This is a genomic window from Sneathiella marina (assembly GCF_023746535.1).
In the GTDB taxonomy this organism is placed as follows: domain Bacteria; phylum Pseudomonadota; class Alphaproteobacteria; order Sneathiellales; family Sneathiellaceae; genus Sneathiella; species Sneathiella marina.
This window is the reverse complement of sequence record NZ_CP098747.1, coordinates 1042388-1058040: the sequence shown is the minus strand read 5'-3', so window position 1 is coordinate 1058040 and position 15653 is coordinate 1042388. Positions and strand designations below refer to the sequence as shown.

The 15653-nt window shown below is 47.3% G+C and carries 18 protein-coding genes; 9 read left to right on the top strand and 9 right to left on the bottom strand.

The genetic code is table 11. From position 1 onward, the window contains the following. Positions 1-168 precede the first annotated feature (168 nt). On the bottom strand, positions 169-495 hold the full coding sequence (locus NBZ79_RS05070; RefSeq protein ID WP_251936042.1) for a DUF1330 domain-containing protein: 327 nt from the start codon (positions 493-495) through the stop codon (positions 169-171). 181 nt (positions 496-676) lie between these two features. Here NBZ79_RS05070 and NBZ79_RS05065 point away from each other — a divergent pair, with 181 nt between their 5' ends. After that, positions 677-1375: a winged helix-turn-helix transcriptional regulator gene (locus NBZ79_RS05065; protein WP_251936040.1), complete on the top strand. Its 699-nt coding sequence runs from the start codon at positions 677-679 to the stop codon at positions 1373-1375. 34 nt (positions 1376-1409) lie between these two features. Here the strand turns inward: NBZ79_RS05065 and NBZ79_RS05060 are convergent, their stop codons facing one another. The 6 genes from NBZ79_RS05060 to petA all read right to left on the bottom strand — a co-directional run bounded on the left by NBZ79_RS05060 (position 1410) and on the right by petA (position 6178). Further along, positions 1410-2036, bottom strand: coding sequence for a LysE family translocator (locus NBZ79_RS05060; protein WP_251936039.1), 627 nt, complete (start codon positions 2034-2036; stop codon positions 1410-1412). Between the two features lie 84 nt (positions 2037-2120). Beyond that, positions 2121-2594, bottom strand: coding sequence for an adenine phosphoribosyltransferase (locus NBZ79_RS05055; protein ID WP_476749702.1), 474 nt, complete (start codon positions 2592-2594; stop codon positions 2121-2123). Between the two features lie 68 nt (positions 2595-2662). Then, positions 2663-3544: an S-methyl-5'-thioadenosine phosphorylase gene (locus tag NBZ79_RS05050; protein ID WP_251936035.1), complete on the bottom strand. Its 882-nt coding sequence runs from the start codon at positions 3542-3544 to the stop codon at positions 2663-2665. Positions 3545-3641: 97 nt separating this feature from the next. Further along, on the bottom strand, positions 3642-4409 hold the full coding sequence (locus tag NBZ79_RS05045) for a cytochrome c1 (protein ID WP_251936033.1): 768 nt from the start codon (positions 4407-4409) through the stop codon (positions 3642-3644). Beyond that, positions 4402-5640 carry a cytochrome b gene (locus NBZ79_RS05040; protein ID WP_251936031.1) on the bottom strand — a complete coding sequence of 413 codons (1239 nt, stop codon included), beginning with the start codon at positions 5638-5640 and terminating at the stop codon, positions 4402-4404. Before NBZ79_RS05040 ends, NBZ79_RS05045 begins: the two co-directional genes overlap by 8 nt. 10 nt (positions 5641-5650) lie before the next feature. Beyond that, positions 5651-6178, bottom strand: a complete 528-nt coding sequence (petA, locus tag NBZ79_RS05035) for a ubiquinol-cytochrome c reductase iron-sulfur subunit (RefSeq protein WP_251936029.1) — start codon at positions 6176-6178, stop codon at positions 5651-5653. Positions 6179-6328: 150 nt separating this feature from the next. Here petA and NBZ79_RS05030 point away from each other — a divergent pair, with 150 nt between their 5' ends. Further along, a complete protein-coding gene (locus NBZ79_RS05030) occupies positions 6329-6799 on the top strand; it encodes a tRNA (cytidine(34)-2'-O)-methyltransferase (protein WP_251936028.1) in 471 nt (156 codons plus the stop codon). Beyond that, positions 6796-7647, top strand: coding sequence for an oxygen-dependent coproporphyrinogen oxidase (gene hemF, locus NBZ79_RS05025; protein ID WP_251936026.1), 852 nt, complete (start codon positions 6796-6798; stop codon positions 7645-7647). The genes NBZ79_RS05030 and hemF overlap by 4 nt, the downstream gene beginning before the upstream one ends. Before the next feature lie 333 nt (positions 7648-7980). On the opposite strand, the gene upp is transcribed toward hemF, so the two are convergent. Together upp and NBZ79_RS05015 are read right to left on the bottom strand one after the other, a co-directional pair. Next, positions 7981-8631, bottom strand: a complete 651-nt coding sequence (upp, locus tag NBZ79_RS05020; protein ID WP_251936024.1) for a uracil phosphoribosyltransferase — start codon at positions 8629-8631, stop codon at positions 7981-7983. 100 nt (positions 8632-8731) lie between these two features. Beyond that, positions 8732-8950, bottom strand: a complete 219-nt coding sequence (locus tag NBZ79_RS05015) for a hypothetical protein (RefSeq protein ID WP_251936022.1) — start codon at positions 8948-8950, stop codon at positions 8732-8734. A 211-nt stretch (positions 8951-9161) separates the two neighbouring features. Between NBZ79_RS05015 and NBZ79_RS05010 the strand changes: the two genes are divergently transcribed. From NBZ79_RS05010 to deoC, 6 genes are read left to right on the top strand one after another with little or no spacing between them, the layout of a single operon-like run. Then, the gene (locus tag NBZ79_RS05010; RefSeq protein ID WP_251936020.1) at positions 9162-10148 is read left to right on the top strand and encodes a BMP family lipoprotein; all 987 of its coding nucleotides are present in this window, start codon (positions 9162-9164) and stop codon (positions 10146-10148) included. An 11-nt stretch (positions 10149-10159) separates the two neighbouring features. After that, positions 10160-11713, top strand: coding sequence for an ABC transporter ATP-binding protein (locus NBZ79_RS05005; protein ID WP_251936018.1), 1554 nt, complete (start codon positions 10160-10162; stop codon positions 11711-11713). Beyond that, positions 11713-12834 carry an ABC transporter permease gene (locus tag NBZ79_RS05000; protein ID WP_251936017.1) on the top strand — a complete coding sequence of 374 codons (1122 nt, stop codon included), beginning with the start codon at positions 11713-11715 and terminating at the stop codon, positions 12832-12834. Before NBZ79_RS05005 ends, NBZ79_RS05000 begins: the two co-directional genes overlap by 1 nt. Continuing rightward, positions 12835-13806: an ABC transporter permease gene (locus NBZ79_RS04995; protein ID WP_251936015.1), complete on the top strand. Its 972-nt coding sequence runs from the start codon at positions 12835-12837 to the stop codon at positions 13804-13806. Beyond that, on the top strand, positions 13806-14672 hold the full coding sequence (locus NBZ79_RS04990; RefSeq protein WP_251936013.1) for a purine-nucleoside phosphorylase: 867 nt from the start codon (positions 13806-13808) through the stop codon (positions 14670-14672). The genes NBZ79_RS04995 and NBZ79_RS04990 overlap by 1 nt, the downstream gene beginning before the upstream one ends. After that, complete coding sequence (deoC, locus tag NBZ79_RS04985) at positions 14659-15645, top strand: deoxyribose-phosphate aldolase (RefSeq protein ID WP_251936011.1); 987 nt, start codon at positions 14659-14661, stop codon at positions 15643-15645. The genes NBZ79_RS04990 and deoC overlap by 14 nt, the downstream gene beginning before the upstream one ends. Positions 15646-15653 lie beyond the last annotated feature (8 nt).

Genomic DNA, 15653 nt, shown 5'->3' with positions numbered 1-15653 from the left:
CTTATCCATAAAAAAGAGGTTTTCCGACCAGAAATAAAATCGAGGTCATGGGTTTTATTATACCGTTACATTGCGAGACCGAGAGCTTTTTTTACGGCTAGAACTTAGAAAATCAACCAAGTGCCAATCGAAAATTCGGCGAAGGGCACTTGGTAAATTTGTCACCAATCAGGACGCTGGCAAATACTCTATTGTACCTGCGATGTCTGAGTTATCGATAATATGGAAGCGACTTTTACTTCCGGCCTGTCGCGCTTTTGCATAAGTTGCATATTCCGGATCATTAAAAAAGTTCTCAAAATGCTGCATTGAGGGAAATTCGATAATTGCGATAAGCGAGGTGCACAGATCTTCGCCCTCAACAGTTGTAATATTACCACTACGTGATAAATACCTGCCGCCATGTTTATGGACGATTTTATGAGCATTTTCCGCATAAGTGGGGACCCATTCATCGTTTGTAATTTTTATATCCGCAATAAGGAATATACACATTGACCTGCTCCTGAAAAAAAGTAACTTTAAGAGTAAGAATTTCCTACTCATTTTTTTATTCTTTCAGTATTCATGTATTTAAAACAGTGCAGATACTGTAGTCAGCTGATACAGCTTCTGGACTAGGCGTTAAAAAGTAAAAAAGTTAACATTCTAAATATACAGAAAAAGTGAGAAAGTAATGGCGCAACCGAGTTATAAACAGTTCTGTCCAGTCGCCATGGCATCGGAAATACTATGCACGAGATGGACATTAATTCTGTTGCGAGAACTTATGGCTGGATCAACTAGATTTAATGATTTACGGCGCGGCGTGCCAAAAATGTCTCCAACGCTGCTATCACAAAGGTTGAAGGAGCTCGAAGACTCAGGCGTCATCAATCGGGTTGCCATAGAGACAGAACCCAATCTATTCGAATACATACTTACAGAAGCAGGGCGAGACCTACAGTCCGTAATTGATACAGTCGGAAATTGGGGTCAGAAATGGGTTGAATCCAGGCTGTCATTGCGAAACCTTGATCCGTCGCTGCTGATGTGGGATATGCGCCGCAACCTAAATACAACGCCCCTACCAAAAAAGCGAAGTGTAATCCAGTTTCTGTATCAGGAGCTCCCGGTTTCAAAGAAACACTGGTGGCTAGTCATAGAACCCGATGGTGAGACCGATCTTTGCTGGTCGGATCCAGGGTTTGATGTAGATTTATATGTAACAACAGATGTCAAGACAATGACTGCAATCTGGATGGGTGTCGATACGGTGTCCAATGCCATAAAGGATAACATGTTAGTTCTGGTTGGTAATATGGACATAGCCGGCTCGATGCAAAGCTGGCTTGGCCTGAGTCCTTTTGCATCAACAGAACGTCAGGCTCCTTAGCTCGATAAATCGAATTGTTCCCTGAATAAAAAGACTATGTAGAGCGGCGTATCGCCGCGGTCAACACGCCCGCGCCTATGAGAAAACTGCCACCAATGCGGTTTATAAGCCTCAGAGTTTTCACATTCCTAAAACGGGCTCGTAGCGTACCGGCAAGAATGGCCCAAATAGCGACATTGACGGCTGCAAGCGTCAAGAAGGTTGCCTCCAAAACAACGAACTGAGGGAAGACAGGTGCCGATACGTCAACAAATTGAGGGACAAAGGCGACAAAAAATACGATAGATTTTGGATTGAGCGCTGTTACGACATAGGCATTCCAAAACATCGAAAAATTAGATGACGTTTTAATCGTCTCCTGTACGTCATCGAGCTTCGGCTCTGTTCGCCACATTTTTATCCCAAGCCATATTAAATAGACTGCGCCCGCAATCTTTAACGCAGTAAATAATGTCGCTGAAGTCGCCAGAACAGCACCTGCACCGAGCAGAGAGACGGTCATAGCTGTGAAATCACCTAATGTAACTCCAGGTACAGTCCACCAGCCAGTTGACCGGCCGCGGCCCAGCGCATAGCTCACAACCAGCATCACAGTTGGGCCAGGTATTGCTAATAGAGCTGCACTTGCAAGAAAGAAGCTCAGCCAGAGTTCAAATAACATTTTGCATCCTTTGAATGTCTTCTATTAGATAAGACAGCAGTCTGGCTATTCTGCAAGGTAAATCTTCTTCTTAAGTTTACTCGCCTAATCTCCTTCGAATTCGCAAAGAGTCCGTACTTTGACATCCATGGCTTCGATCCGCTTGCTTCCTCCAATATCAGGTAAATCGATAACGAATGCAGCGCCAATTACTGTGCCACCCGCTCGACGAAGCAAGTCGATTGCAGCGGCGGCTGTCCCCCCTGTCGCGATCAAATCGTCGACCAGCAAGACATTATCACCTGACGCAATTGCGTCCGTATGTATTTCTACAGTATCTGTACCATATTCAAGCTCGTAATCTTCACCAATTACATTCCACGGGAGTTTTCCCTTTTTGCGGACAGGAACAAAGCCAACACTTAGTTGATGGGCTATCGCGCCGCCAAGCACAAATCCGCGGGCTTCAATTCCCGCAACCTTGTCAATCCGGATACCCGCATATGGCCAGACAAGTTGATCCACCACATGCCGAAATCCACGAGCGTCCTGCCATAAAGTCGTAATATCCCGAAACATCACCCCTTCCTTCGGGTAATTCGGGATAGTTCTGATAGTTGACTTAATATCCAATTTTGGTTCCTTCTCTAGAGTACGCGCCCCGCAACAGCGTCAAGTTTTTTAACACGTTCGGGATCACGCGCATCGACAGATGTGATTAACGCATTATCCAGTGCATTGTGACATCCCGCAGAACAGAAATGGGTACGTTTAGACAAATCAGGGGCGACGCTACGGACTAGCCGACGGGCATTTTCACTATTCTGTAGAAGAACAGTAATAATCGCGGAAACATCAACATTGTCATGATCCGGATGCCAACAATCATAATCCGTGACCATTGCAACGGTCGCATAGCAAATCTCCGCTTCCCGAGCCAATTTGGCTTCCGGCATATTGGTCATTCCAATAACCTGACATCCCCAGCTGCGGTACAATTCCGATTCAGCCAGGGATGAAAACTGCGGCCCTTCCATGGCAAGATAAGTGCCGCCGCGATGAACTTTGATGCCTTCATTCTTCGCGGCGTCTTCCAATATATCCCCCATTCTAGAGCATACAGGATGCGCCAAGCTTACATGAGCAACCAATCCCGTGCCGAAGAAGCTTTTCTTCCGATCAATTGTACGGTCAATAAACTGATCCACGATAACGAAGGTACCAGGTGAAAGCTGTTCTTCGAAGGACCCACAAGCGCTCACAGAAATTATTTCTGTGACGCCCGCCCGTTTCATTGCATCTATATTGGCCCGATAATTTATTGCCGCCGGGGGAATTTTATGGCCGCGGCCATGGCGTGGCAAAAAAACCATTTCCACGCCACCAAGGTTGCCAAAAAACAACTCGTCAGAAGGGTCGCCAAATGGACTTTCAACTTTTCGCCAGCGCGTATCAGAGAGCCCTTCCAACTCGTAAACACCACTCCCTCCAATAACGCCAATCACCGGTCTTTTAAAAGTTGCTTCCATTAAACTCACCTTGAATTTTCGAACGAATATCTAAATCTGACATAAAAAGGGCGCTTATAAAAGCGCCCTTTTTGTCGAATAATGTAACAGAGAAAGCCTAGTGCAGGTCCGACCAGATTTTACGTTTCACTGCATAGAATAAACCGGCAAGGATAAGTAAAAACAAGATGACTTTCAGGCCAATGCTTTTACGCTGCTCCAATTTCGGCTCAGCAGCCCATGCCAAAAATACTGTGACATCTTTCGCCATCTGATCAACTGTTGCCGGTGTACCATCAGAATACTCGACACCATCGTCATTAAGAGGGGATGGCATCGCAATTTGATGACCAGGGAAATAAGCATTGTAGCTCATGCCGCTTGCCAGTTCGACATCCGCCGGAGCGTCAGCATAGCCCGTCAACAGAGAATACATATAGTTATCTCCATCCGCCCTTGCTTTCGTCATTAACGACAGATCTGGCGGATAAGCGCCGCCATTCGATGCCCGTGCCGCATTCTCATTGGGGAAAGGTGACGGAAATTTATCGAACGGCTTACCCGGACGTTCAAACATGTCACCCGCGCCGTCTGGTCCATCAGTAAATTCTGACTCTGCTGCAATTGCCTTGATTTCTTCTTCGCTGAAACCCAGATCTGCAAGCGTGCGGAATGCGACAAGACCCAAGCCATGGCATCCTGCACAAACTTCACGGTAAACTTGCAACCCTCGTTGTGCAGCAGCCCTGTCATAGGTTCCGAACAATCCGCCATGCTTCCAGCTGGCAGACTTCAGTTCAACGCCACCACCGGCAGATTGCGCCGTTCCCACAAAAGAAAAAGTAACAAGAGCTGCGATGCTCAAATATTTTACGAATTTAAGCATTGCTTGCCTCCTCCGTCTTAGGTGATTTGGACAAGACATCCTCGGATATACTCGCAGGCAATGGTTTTGGTTTTTCAAACAATCCGACCAATGGCAGCAAAATGAGAATATGAACGAAGTAATATATCGTGGCGATACGGCCCCAGACTAAGAACGCCCCCTCAGCTGGCTTGCCGCCGATATAGGTTAGCAAGACACAATCCGCGACGAAAATCCAGAAAAGCTGCTTATAGATAGGCCGGAACCGTGCAGATTTGATCCGGCTCTTATCCAGCCAAGGCAAGGCGAATAGAATTGCAATGGCTCCAAACATCAGCAGTACCCCGCCGAGCTTATCAGGCACCGCCCGTAAAATTGCGTAGAAAGGCAAGAAATACCATTCAGGAACAATATGTGCCGGGGTAACAAGCGGATTAGCTGGAATATAGTTATCCGGATGCCCCAAGTAATTCGGCGCATAGAACAGGAAGGCAGAGAAGATAATCAGTAAGATCGCCAACCCAAACAGGTCCTTAACCGTATAATAGGGATGAAAAGGAATACTATCTTGCTTGTCCTTAATCTCAATACCAGTTGGATTATTTGACCCATTTGTGTGCAAAGCCCAAATATGCAGGATCACAACACCGACAATCACGAAAGGAAGAAGGTAATGCAGGCTGAAGAACCGGTTTAGTGTCGGGTTATCGACCGCAAACCCGCCCCACAACCAGGAAACAATACTTTCACCAACGATTGGCAAGGCACCAAACAGGTTAGTGATGACGGTTGCTCCCCAGAAACTCATTTGTCCCCAAGGCAGAACATACCCCATAAAGGCAGTCGCCATCATCAACAGGAAGATGACCAGGCCCAACCACCAAAGCAGTTCACGCGGTGCTTTATAAGAGCCATAGTACATACCTCTGAAGATATGCAGATAAACCACAATGAAGAACATGGACGCGCCATTGGCATGCATATAGCGTAACAGCCAGCCAAAATTAACATCCCGCATAATATGCTCTACACTGAGGAACGCCAGGTCGACATGGGGGGTGTAATGCATTGCAAGAACAATCCCCGTCACAATCTGTACGACAAGCATGACGCCAGCTAGTGAGCCGAACGTCCACCAATAGCTCAAATTTTTCGGAGTTGGATATTCGTAAAGAGCGTGATGCAACATACCGGTAATCGGCAAGCGGTCTTCGACCCATTTTACGGCTTTATTTTTTGGTTCAAATGACATCAGGAGCCCCCTACCCGATCTTGATGTTGGTATCGTCGAGGAATTCATACGGCGGTATGACAAGATTCTTTGGTGCCGGCCCCTTCCGGATACGTCCAGACGTATCATAATGCGAACCATGACACGGACAGAACCATCCGCTGTAATCCCCTTGTTCTTTTAGCGGGACACATCCAAGATGCGTACAAATACCCACCATAATAAGCCATTCCGGCTTAATAACGCGATCTGCGTCTGGCTCGGGATCAGGAAGATCGGCGACCACGACATCATCCGCTTTTTCTATTTCACCTTCTGTCCGGTGCCGTACGAATACCGGCTTTCCCTGCCAAACAGTCGTAATTTCGGATCCGATTTCAATTCCTTCCAGATCGACTTCCGTCGAAGAAAGTGCCAGAACATCAGCTGACGGATTCATTTGCGAGATGAAAGGCCATATTGCAGCTGCAGCTCCAACAGCGCCCAGGCCGCCTGCGGCGACATATAGAAAATCGCGGCGTGTAACGCCGTCTTCTTCTACAGGGGTGGTAGTGGTCATTTAGTCGTCCCCGAAACTTCTTAAAAATAATTGTGTAGCGACCGCTTTTTGTCATCATAATGGCAATATGTCCAGCCCGAACGTGACCTTTGCGACAATAAACCGCGGTTTTTTCTGTATTTGTTACTTTGCTGCCATTACAAGGACGCCATGAGACTTGCACTTTACCAACCAGATATTGCCCCAAATGTAGGAACATTGCTTCGATTAGGGGCATGTTTGGGTGTACCCGTTGACATAATTGAACCCTGCGGTTTCCCGTTCGGCGCGAAAGACTTACGGCGCTCTGTCATGGATTATGCAGACGCCGTTGACGTCACACGCCATACGTCTTGGGAAAAATTCACCAACTCCCTCAGTGATCAGCGAATTATTCTTTTATCAACAAAAAGCGCTTCACCATATTCAGATTTCTCATTTAGAGATTCGGATATTTTACTTTTAGGTCAGGAAAGTGCGGGCGTTCCAAGGGAAATTCATGAAAGCGCCGACCATAGAGTAGTGATTCCCATGGCCGCCGGCATGCGATCGATAAATGTTGCCATTGCGGCAGCTATGGTTCTTGGTGAAGGATTACGCCAAACCGAACAATTCCCCCCCTCTCCCGATGGTGCTCAATGACAGAAAATATAACTGATTTAAGGAAAAAGGCGGCTACAGATTGGTTTCGTACTTTACGAGATCAGATCAGAGATAGCTTTGAGTTATTGGAAGACGAGCTAACCGGCAGGAATTCCGATCAACCTGCAGGACGTTTCAAAGTTACGAAATGGGACAGGCCCGGCGGCGGTGGCGGTGAAATGTCCGTGATGAAAGGACGCGTTTTCGAAAAAGTTGGTGTCAATATTTCAGTAGTTCACGGTCAGTTTTCCGAAGAATTCAGACGCTCTATCCCGGGGACAGAAAATAACGGGAACTTTTGGGCGGCTGGCATATCGCTGGTTGCGCATATGCAGTCACCATTGGTTCCCGCTGTGCATATGAATACAAGACATATCGTAACTGAAAAGTCATGGTTTGGCGGCGGTGCAGATTTGACACCAATGTTTCCGAATGATTCGGATACGCAAACGTTTCACGGAGCTCTTAAATCGGCATGTGACGCGCACGACAGCTCGTACTATCCGCGGTTTAAAAAATGGTGCGATGAATATTTCTATTTGCCTCACAGGGAAGAGGCGCGCGGCGTCGGGGGTATTTTCTATGACAAGCTCGACACCGATTGGGATGCAGATTTTGCTTTCACACAAGATATTGGCCGGGCTTTTCGTGATGTTTACCCAAAGATCGTCGCTGAGCATTTCAACAAGAACTGGACCGCGGAACAGCGTGAACATCAATTAATCCGAAGAGGGCGCTATGCAGAGTTTAACCTGCTCTATGACCGCGGAACGACATTCGGACTAAAAACCGGAGGCCATACAGAAGCAATCCTGATGTCACTACCACCTGAGGTAAAATGGCCTTAAAGACCGACTTCGCACTTATATTAGTGCATTCTTGTGACAATGCGCACACCTGACTTCCTTGGGTTTGACAATATTTTCTCCTATAGTCTTTAAACAGGATAGAGATAAAGGGAAAGAACATGGTTAGATATAGATATAGTCTTTTAACGCAGTTCATACGTGCTTTTGAAGCGGTTGTGGAGATATACCAAAGCCCTCAAAATGCCACAAAGCCCTGTCATGGATGTCACTGACCGTAATAACAGACGCGGCCAAGTATGAGGCTTTAGCCAGTCTCCCACAAAAAAAGCCCTGACCAGTTCAGGGCTTTTTTATTGACTAGTCTTTGAATAGCTATAGCGTTCCATACAATCTATCTCCGGCGTCACCCAAGCCCGGAACAATATATGCATGCTCATTCAACTTTTGATCCAGCCCGGCCACATAGACATTTACCTTTGGATGTAAGTCCAGCATAACCTGTACGCCTTCGGGAGCCGCGACCAACGCCAGAAAACTGATATTCTCTTCTGCGACACCATGGTCAAGCAAGACATCTACTCCGGCCGCTGCAGAATATCCAGTCGCGAGCATAGGATCCACAAGGATGTAAAGCCGATCCTTGGCTGATGGTAATTTCCTGAGATATTCAACTGGCCGCTTTGTCTCCGGATCCCGATACATGCCAATATGCCCTACACGTGCAGAAGGCATCAATTCCGCCAAACCATCTGCCATGCCCAGGCCAGCTCTTAATATGGGAACGATAGCTGTCTTTTTACCAGATAGGACAGTTGCCGACATCGGGCAGATAGGTGTTTCTATGTCTTCAGATTTTGTTGGCAGATGACGGGTAATTTCATACCCCATTAACAAAGCTATCTCTTTTAACAACTGTCTGAATGTTTTGGTCGAAGTGGATTTGTTACGCATATGGCTCAGTTTGTGAACAATTAGCGGATGGTCGAGAATATGAAGATTTGGGAACCGAGGATCGATGGCCATGAGACTTTAGTACCTTAAAATAAAGAGACATCATAAATGACGAGCATGTTGCGAAGAGCAGAAAATTGCCGAACAAAATGTTATTCGAAAACCAGCTGGATTACGATTCCGATTTTTGAGTTTTTCTTGCAGCCCGTTTACGTTTTCGTGGGTCGTTGGTTTTAATGGCATCTTCCGCGCATTTTCCCTGCTTCCACTTTTTATAACCCTCGATACCCATTGATTGAAGTTTTTTGGTATTCGCAAATCCAGTTTTACCGGACATCGAATCTGCGACGAGAGCATCCAAATCACGTGCATTTTCGCTCGCTGAAGGCATGTATTTTCTCCTGTTAACTAGCTGGCTTGATGCCAGCATATGCCAATTTCACTGGAATTTCACGGTTATGTTCAAAGGAAATGAATTTTTGGGTAAAATATGCTGTGGCACGAACAGTAAAACTTGACCAACTGGCCAGTATTTGGTTTGGATAGAGTAAGCGTCCTATGTTTTCAATAGCGCAATGTCTAACAACAGGGAGTTTAATGACATGATCAAAAAAATTGCACTTGGCCTTTTGGCGGCCAGCGCATTGACCGTGAGCAGTTTTGTTCAGGCCGATGACTTCAAACCTGCCATCGTCTTTGATATGGGTGGTAAATTTGACAAATCATTCAACGAAGCAGCTTATAATGGCGCTGAAAAATTTAAGAAAGATACCGGCGTTGATTACATGGAATTTGAGGTAACTCAAGTTTCCCAACGTGAACAGGCAGCTAAACGCATGGCTCGCAAAGATGCAAGCATCGTTATTGCAATGGGCTTCGCGCAAGCTTCAGCTGTTGAAAAAGCCGCTAAAGAAAATCCGGATACAAAATTTACAATCATTGACATGGTTGTCGATTTGCCGAATGTGCAATCAATTGTATTCCGTGAGGAACAGGGTTCGTTTCTTGTTGGGATTGCAGCAGCAATGGCCAGCAAAACCGGAAAAGTAGGTTTTGTTGGCGGAATGGATATTCCTTTGATTCGGAAATTTGCCCTTGGCTATAAAGAAGGCGTTATGTACGCAAACCCGAACGCTGAAGTTATCGAAAACATGACAGGTACCACGCCTGCAGCCTGGAATGACCCGACTAAGGGCGGTGAACTTGCCAGAAGTCAATTTGATCGCGGGGCGGACGTTGTTTTTGCCGCAGCCGGTGGCACGGGTATCGGGGTTTATCAATCCGCTGCGGACGCGAAAAAATACGCCATTGGCGTAGACAGTAATCAGGACCATTTACAGCCGGGCACCATGCTAACGTCCATGCTGAAACGTGTTGATGTTGCCGTTTACGATACCTTCACTGCAGCTAAAAACGGTACTTGGGAACCGGGTATTAAAGTCCTGGGCCTGAAAGAGGATGGCGTTGGTTTCTCAGTCGATAAATGGAACAAAGATATCCTTACCCCTGAAATGATTGCGGCTATGGATAAGGCGAAAGCTGATATCATTTCAGGAAAAATTAAAGTTACCAATTATATGGACAGGTAACTCAAGTCGTTATGACAATAGAGGCTCCGGCGCTCGAGTTACGTCGTATCAATAAACGGTTTGGCCCGGTTCACGCGAATAAGGATATTACCTTATCTGTGAACCGGGGATCCATTCACGGCATCATTGGTGAAAATGGGGCTGGGAAGTCCACATTGATGAGTATCGTGTATGGCTTTTATCAAGCGGATAGCGGCGAGATTTTTGTTAACGGAAACCTTTGCGACATCGACAATCCGCAAAGCTCAATCGCTGCTGGTATCGGTATGGTGCATCAGCACTTTATGCTTGTTGACACCTTCTCTGTTTTAGAAAACGTCATACTTGGCGTCGAAGGCGGATTTAAGCTTGCCGATGGTCTATCCAAGGCCCGCATTGAGCTAGAGCGCCTGGAAAAGGAATATGCACTGGATGTAAATGTCGATGCGATTGTCGGAGATTTGCCGGTTGGCCTCAGACAGCGTGTTGAAATATTGAAAGCCCTCTACAGAGGTGCTGAAATATTGATACTGGACGAGCCCACCGGTGTACTCACTCCACAAGAAGCCGATCACCTTTTCCGTATTCTCGATATCCTCCGCGATCAAGGCAAAACTGTCATATTGATCACTCATAAATTACGGGAGATTATGGCGATCACAGATGCCGTTTCTGTTATGCGGCGTGGCGAAATGGTTGCCCATGTAGAGACGGCTAACACAAACCGGGAGCAACTTGCCGAACTCATGGTTGGTCGTTCTGTATTGCTCCATGTGGAAAAAGAACCTGCGACACCCACTGAGACATTATTAGAGATTAAAAATCTGAATTATATTGACGCAGATGGCGTTGGCCGCCTTCGGGACGTAAGTCTGGATGTAAAGGCTGGTGAAATATTAGGAATAGCCGGTGTCTCCGGTAACGGCCAATCTGAGCTTCTTGAAGTGCTGGGCGGGATTCTTGCACCAGCTTCCGGCAGCATTCGATATAAAGGCCAGGAAATGTGCGGTTCGCAAAAATTCACTGCCCGAAATCTGCGAAAAATTGGTTTGGGGCATGTTCCCGAAGATCGCCACCGCTCTGGTCTGGTGCTCTCCTTCAGCGCAAATGAATGTACAATTTTGGGATATCAGGATAGTCCAGAATACAATAATGGTTTGCGACTTGATCAAAGAGCTATGATCAATGCTTGCGAAACATATATTGAAAAGTTTGACGTACGCCCGACCGATCCGATGTTAAAGGTATCGGGGTTTTCCGGCGGCAATCAACAGAAGCTGGTTCTAGCGCGGGAAATGGAGCAGGACCCTGACGTGCTCCTCGTTGGCCAGCCGACACGAGGCGTTGACATTGGTGCGATTGAATTTATCCATAACCAGCTTATAAAAATGCGGGATGCCCGAAAGGCCATCCTGGTTGTTTCCGTCGAAATTGATGAAGTGATGTCCATTGCTGATCGAATTGCCGTGATGTTTGATGGCGAAGTCGTTGGTGTGATCGATTCAAAAGACGCCACAGAAACCAAGCTGGGTCTGATGATGGCCGGTATCCGTGATACGGACGCTTTAGACAAGGCAGCACCCTAATGGCAGAAGCAAAGATAAAATTTGGCACACCTGCAAAGATTCCTGGTTGGATAAATTATGCTGTTGTACCCATTGTTAATCTGATCGCTGCATTCCTCATATCAGGCATTGTCATAATTATAATTGGCGATGATCCCATTAAGGCTTTGGAGGTCCTTTTCTATGGTGCTTTTGGGTACCCGGAAGCCATTGGATATACCCTGTATTATACAACGAATTTTATTTTCACAGGACTAGCTGTCGCGATCGCATTCCATTGCGGATTATTTAACATTGGAGCTGAAGGCCAGGCAATTCTTGGTGGCTTGGGTGTCGGATTAATTGCCCTTTACTTTGACTGGCTGCCAATTTGGCTGATCATACCGATGGCTATGATTGCAGCCGCAATTTTTGGCGCCGGTTGGGCATATATTCCCGCTTACCTTCAGGCCAAGCGTGGTAGCCATATTGTCATAACGACAATCATGTTCAACTTCATCGCGGCGGCGTTGGCCACATATCTACTGGTGGAAGTCCTCATTGACCCAAATGGCCAGTCACCGGAAAGCAGGGAGTTTGCCGAGACGACATGGCTTCCCTTCTTCCATGAATATCTGACAATGCCTAAAACGCCTCTTAATCTTTCGTTTATTTATGCTTTGATTTTGAGTGCCTGTTTTTATTTTTTCGTCTGGCATACACGCTGGGGATACGAAATTCGTGTCGTTGGGCAAAATGAGACGGCCGCTCGATATGCCGGAATTTCACCGGCAAAAAATATTATTCTGGCAATGATGCTGTCAGGGGCTCTAGCAGGGTTTGTTGGTGTAAACGAAATTCAAGGCGTTCAACACCGATTGATTTTGGATTTTACGGGCGGCTATGGCTTCGTTGGAATTGCCGTTGCTCTCATGGGCCGTAATCATCCCGTAGGTATCTTTTTAGCTGCATTGTTGTTTGGCGCTTTATACCAAGGTGGATCTGAACTGGCGTTCGAAATGCGATCCATCAATAAAGAAATGATCGTGGTCATCCAAGGTCTCATCATTTTGTTTTCTGGCGCGTTGGAGCATATGTTCAGACCCAAAATTGAAGCTGTTTATCGACGCATTGTTGGCCCACAAATAGTGGAGGCACCATAAATGGAAAGCTTTCAACTGACCATATTGATGCTGGATGCAACGTTAAGAGTGGCAACGCCGCTTGTCCTTGCAGCCTTAGCCGGTATGTTTTCTGAACGGGCGGGTGTGGTCGATATCGGTCTGGAAGGAAAAATGCTCGGTGCCGCATTTGCCGCGGCGGCAGTCGCTGCAGTTTCAGGTTCGGCTTGGGTGGGATTGGGCGCAGGTATTCTCACGTCGCTCATGCTATCGGCACTGCATGCCTATGCCTGTGTCACCCATAAAGGAAATCAGGTCGTCTCGGGTATGGCCATTAATATTGTCGTCGCAGGCCTGGCCCCGACACTCGGATTCGCATGGTTTAAAATGGGGGGACAAACCCCCTCCCTGAACGGAGACGCGAGATTTAGATCTATCGAGTTACCGTTCGCGGAAGCTGCGCAAAATATCCCGGTTATCGGTTATATTTATGCTGAACTCATATCCGGCCATAATATCATCGTTTATATGGCAGCGGCGGCAGTCCCGATTACCGCCTGGATACTTTATCGAACACGTTTTGGATTACGGGTTCGTGCCGTTGGGGAAAACCCGCATGCGGTCGATACCGCAGGAATATCAGTGGATTTGATGCGGTATAAAGCTCTCGCCGTTACGGGCTTTATGTGTGGTATTGCAGGTACATATTTGTCTACAGCCCATGGTGCTGGATTTATCCGGGACATGACAGCGGGAAAAGGGTATCTTGCGCTCGCAGCATTGATTTTTGGCAAATGGAAGCCCGTCCCGACCCTTATTGCCTGCTTGTTATTCGCCTTTACCGATGCCGCGCAAGCGCGGCTGCAAGGCGTTGAATTGCCGATTGTTGGTACTATCCCTGTACAATTCATACAAGCGCTCCCATATATACTAACTGTTTTGCTCCTCGCCGGTTTCGTTGGAAAAGCCCATCCACCCAAAGCCATTGGTGAACCTTACATCAAGGAAAGATAATGACACTTGATCCACATGCTGCCGCTGATTTTGTTAAAGAGGCGGCAGAAGGCTTCGTTCCCCGTGTCGGGATAGTTCTTGGCTCAGGTCTTGGCGATCTGGCCGATAAAGTTGAGATAGTCGCAGATCTGAACTACCAGGACATCCCGGATTTTCCGCAGTCAACTGTTGAAGGACATGCCGGTAGATTGATTTTGGGGCGCCTGGGCGGCATGCCCGTTATCTGTATGCAAGGGCGCATTCATTACTATGAAGGTGTTGATCCAAAAGACCTCGCCATCCCTATTCGCATGCTGAAAATACTCGGAATTGAAATCCTGCTTGTCACGAATGCTGCCGGGAGTTTTCGCAAGAAAATGGGGCCGGGCAGCTTGATGATGCTAAGCGACCACATTAACTTCACTGGATTAAATCCCTTGGTTGGTGAAAATGATCCGGCATTCGGCCCTCGTTTTTTCTCCATGGAAGAAGCGTATGACCCGACATTGCGAGAGCATTTAGCCGCTGTTGCAAAGGAACTTAAAATCGAGTTGCACGAAGGTGTATATCTTCATTATCTCGGCCCAAATTTCGAAACGCCAGCTGAAATCAAAGCTTTTAAAACGCTGGGGGCTGACGCTGTCGGTATGTCAACGACGCCTGAAGTTCTTGTTGCACGTCATTGTGGACTGCGGGTGGCCGCCATATCCAACATTACAAACCTGGTTGCAGGGATGAGTAAAACAAAGCTTAGTCACGAACAAACACTGGAATGTGCTAAACTGGCAGCGGAAGATCTGGAAAAGCTTGTGATTGTTTTTCTGGAGACTTTGAAACGTGAATTGTTGAAGGCACATTTGCGGAGTACGGAAAATGGCAACGATTAGTCAACTGAAGAAGCCAAACCAAGATCATGCGCGCAATGCCGGTGTGCCACTGCGTCTCGATTTACTGGAAGATGTCCGGATCAACCTCAGTGCCGTCGAACGCCGCGCCAGCACCTTAGGGGGCCGCCGTAGTGTCAAGAAAGAACACCAGGCTGCTTGGCTCCTGAAAGCGATCTCTTGCATGGATCTGACAACGCTTAACGGTGATGATACGGCAGGGCGGGTTAAACGTTTATGTGCTAAGGCACGCCAACCGGTCCGCCCCGATATTCTCCGCGCTCTGGGCATGGAAAATCGGAATATCACAACGGGTGCCGTTTGCGTCTATCATAGTATGATCGAAACGGCCGTCGAAGCCCTTGAAGGCACCGGTATCCCTGTTGCCGCTGTTTCCACCGGATTTCCAGCCGGTCTCAGCCCCTTTTCCTTACGGGTTAAGGAAATCGAAGCGTCTGTTGCCGCTGGTGCAAATGAAATCGATATTGTGATAACCCGTGGTCATGTGTTAACGGGAAACTGGCAAGCTCTTTATGACGAGGTCAAGACATTCCGCGCAGCTTGCGGGGAAGCGCATTTAAAAGCAATCCTGGGAACTGGCGATCTTGTTACCTTGCGAAATGTGGCCAAAGCGAGCCTGGTTGCCATGATGGCGGGCGCGGATTTCATCAAGACCTCAACCGGCAAAGAAAGCATAAATGCGACACTGCCCGTAACGCTGGTCATGATCCGTATGATCCGGCAATATCTGGATATGACAGGGCATAAAGTCGGGTATAAGCCGGCAGGTGGAATTAGCGTGGCCAAAGATATCCTGAACTACCAGATCATGATGAAAGAAGAATTAGGTAAGCCATGGTTGCAACCTGATCTGTTCCGCATAGGCGCGTCAAGTTTGCTCGGTGATATTGAACGACAGCTAGAACATCATGTGACAGGCCGATACTCCGCCGATTTCCGGCATCCCATGTCTTAAAGGACATT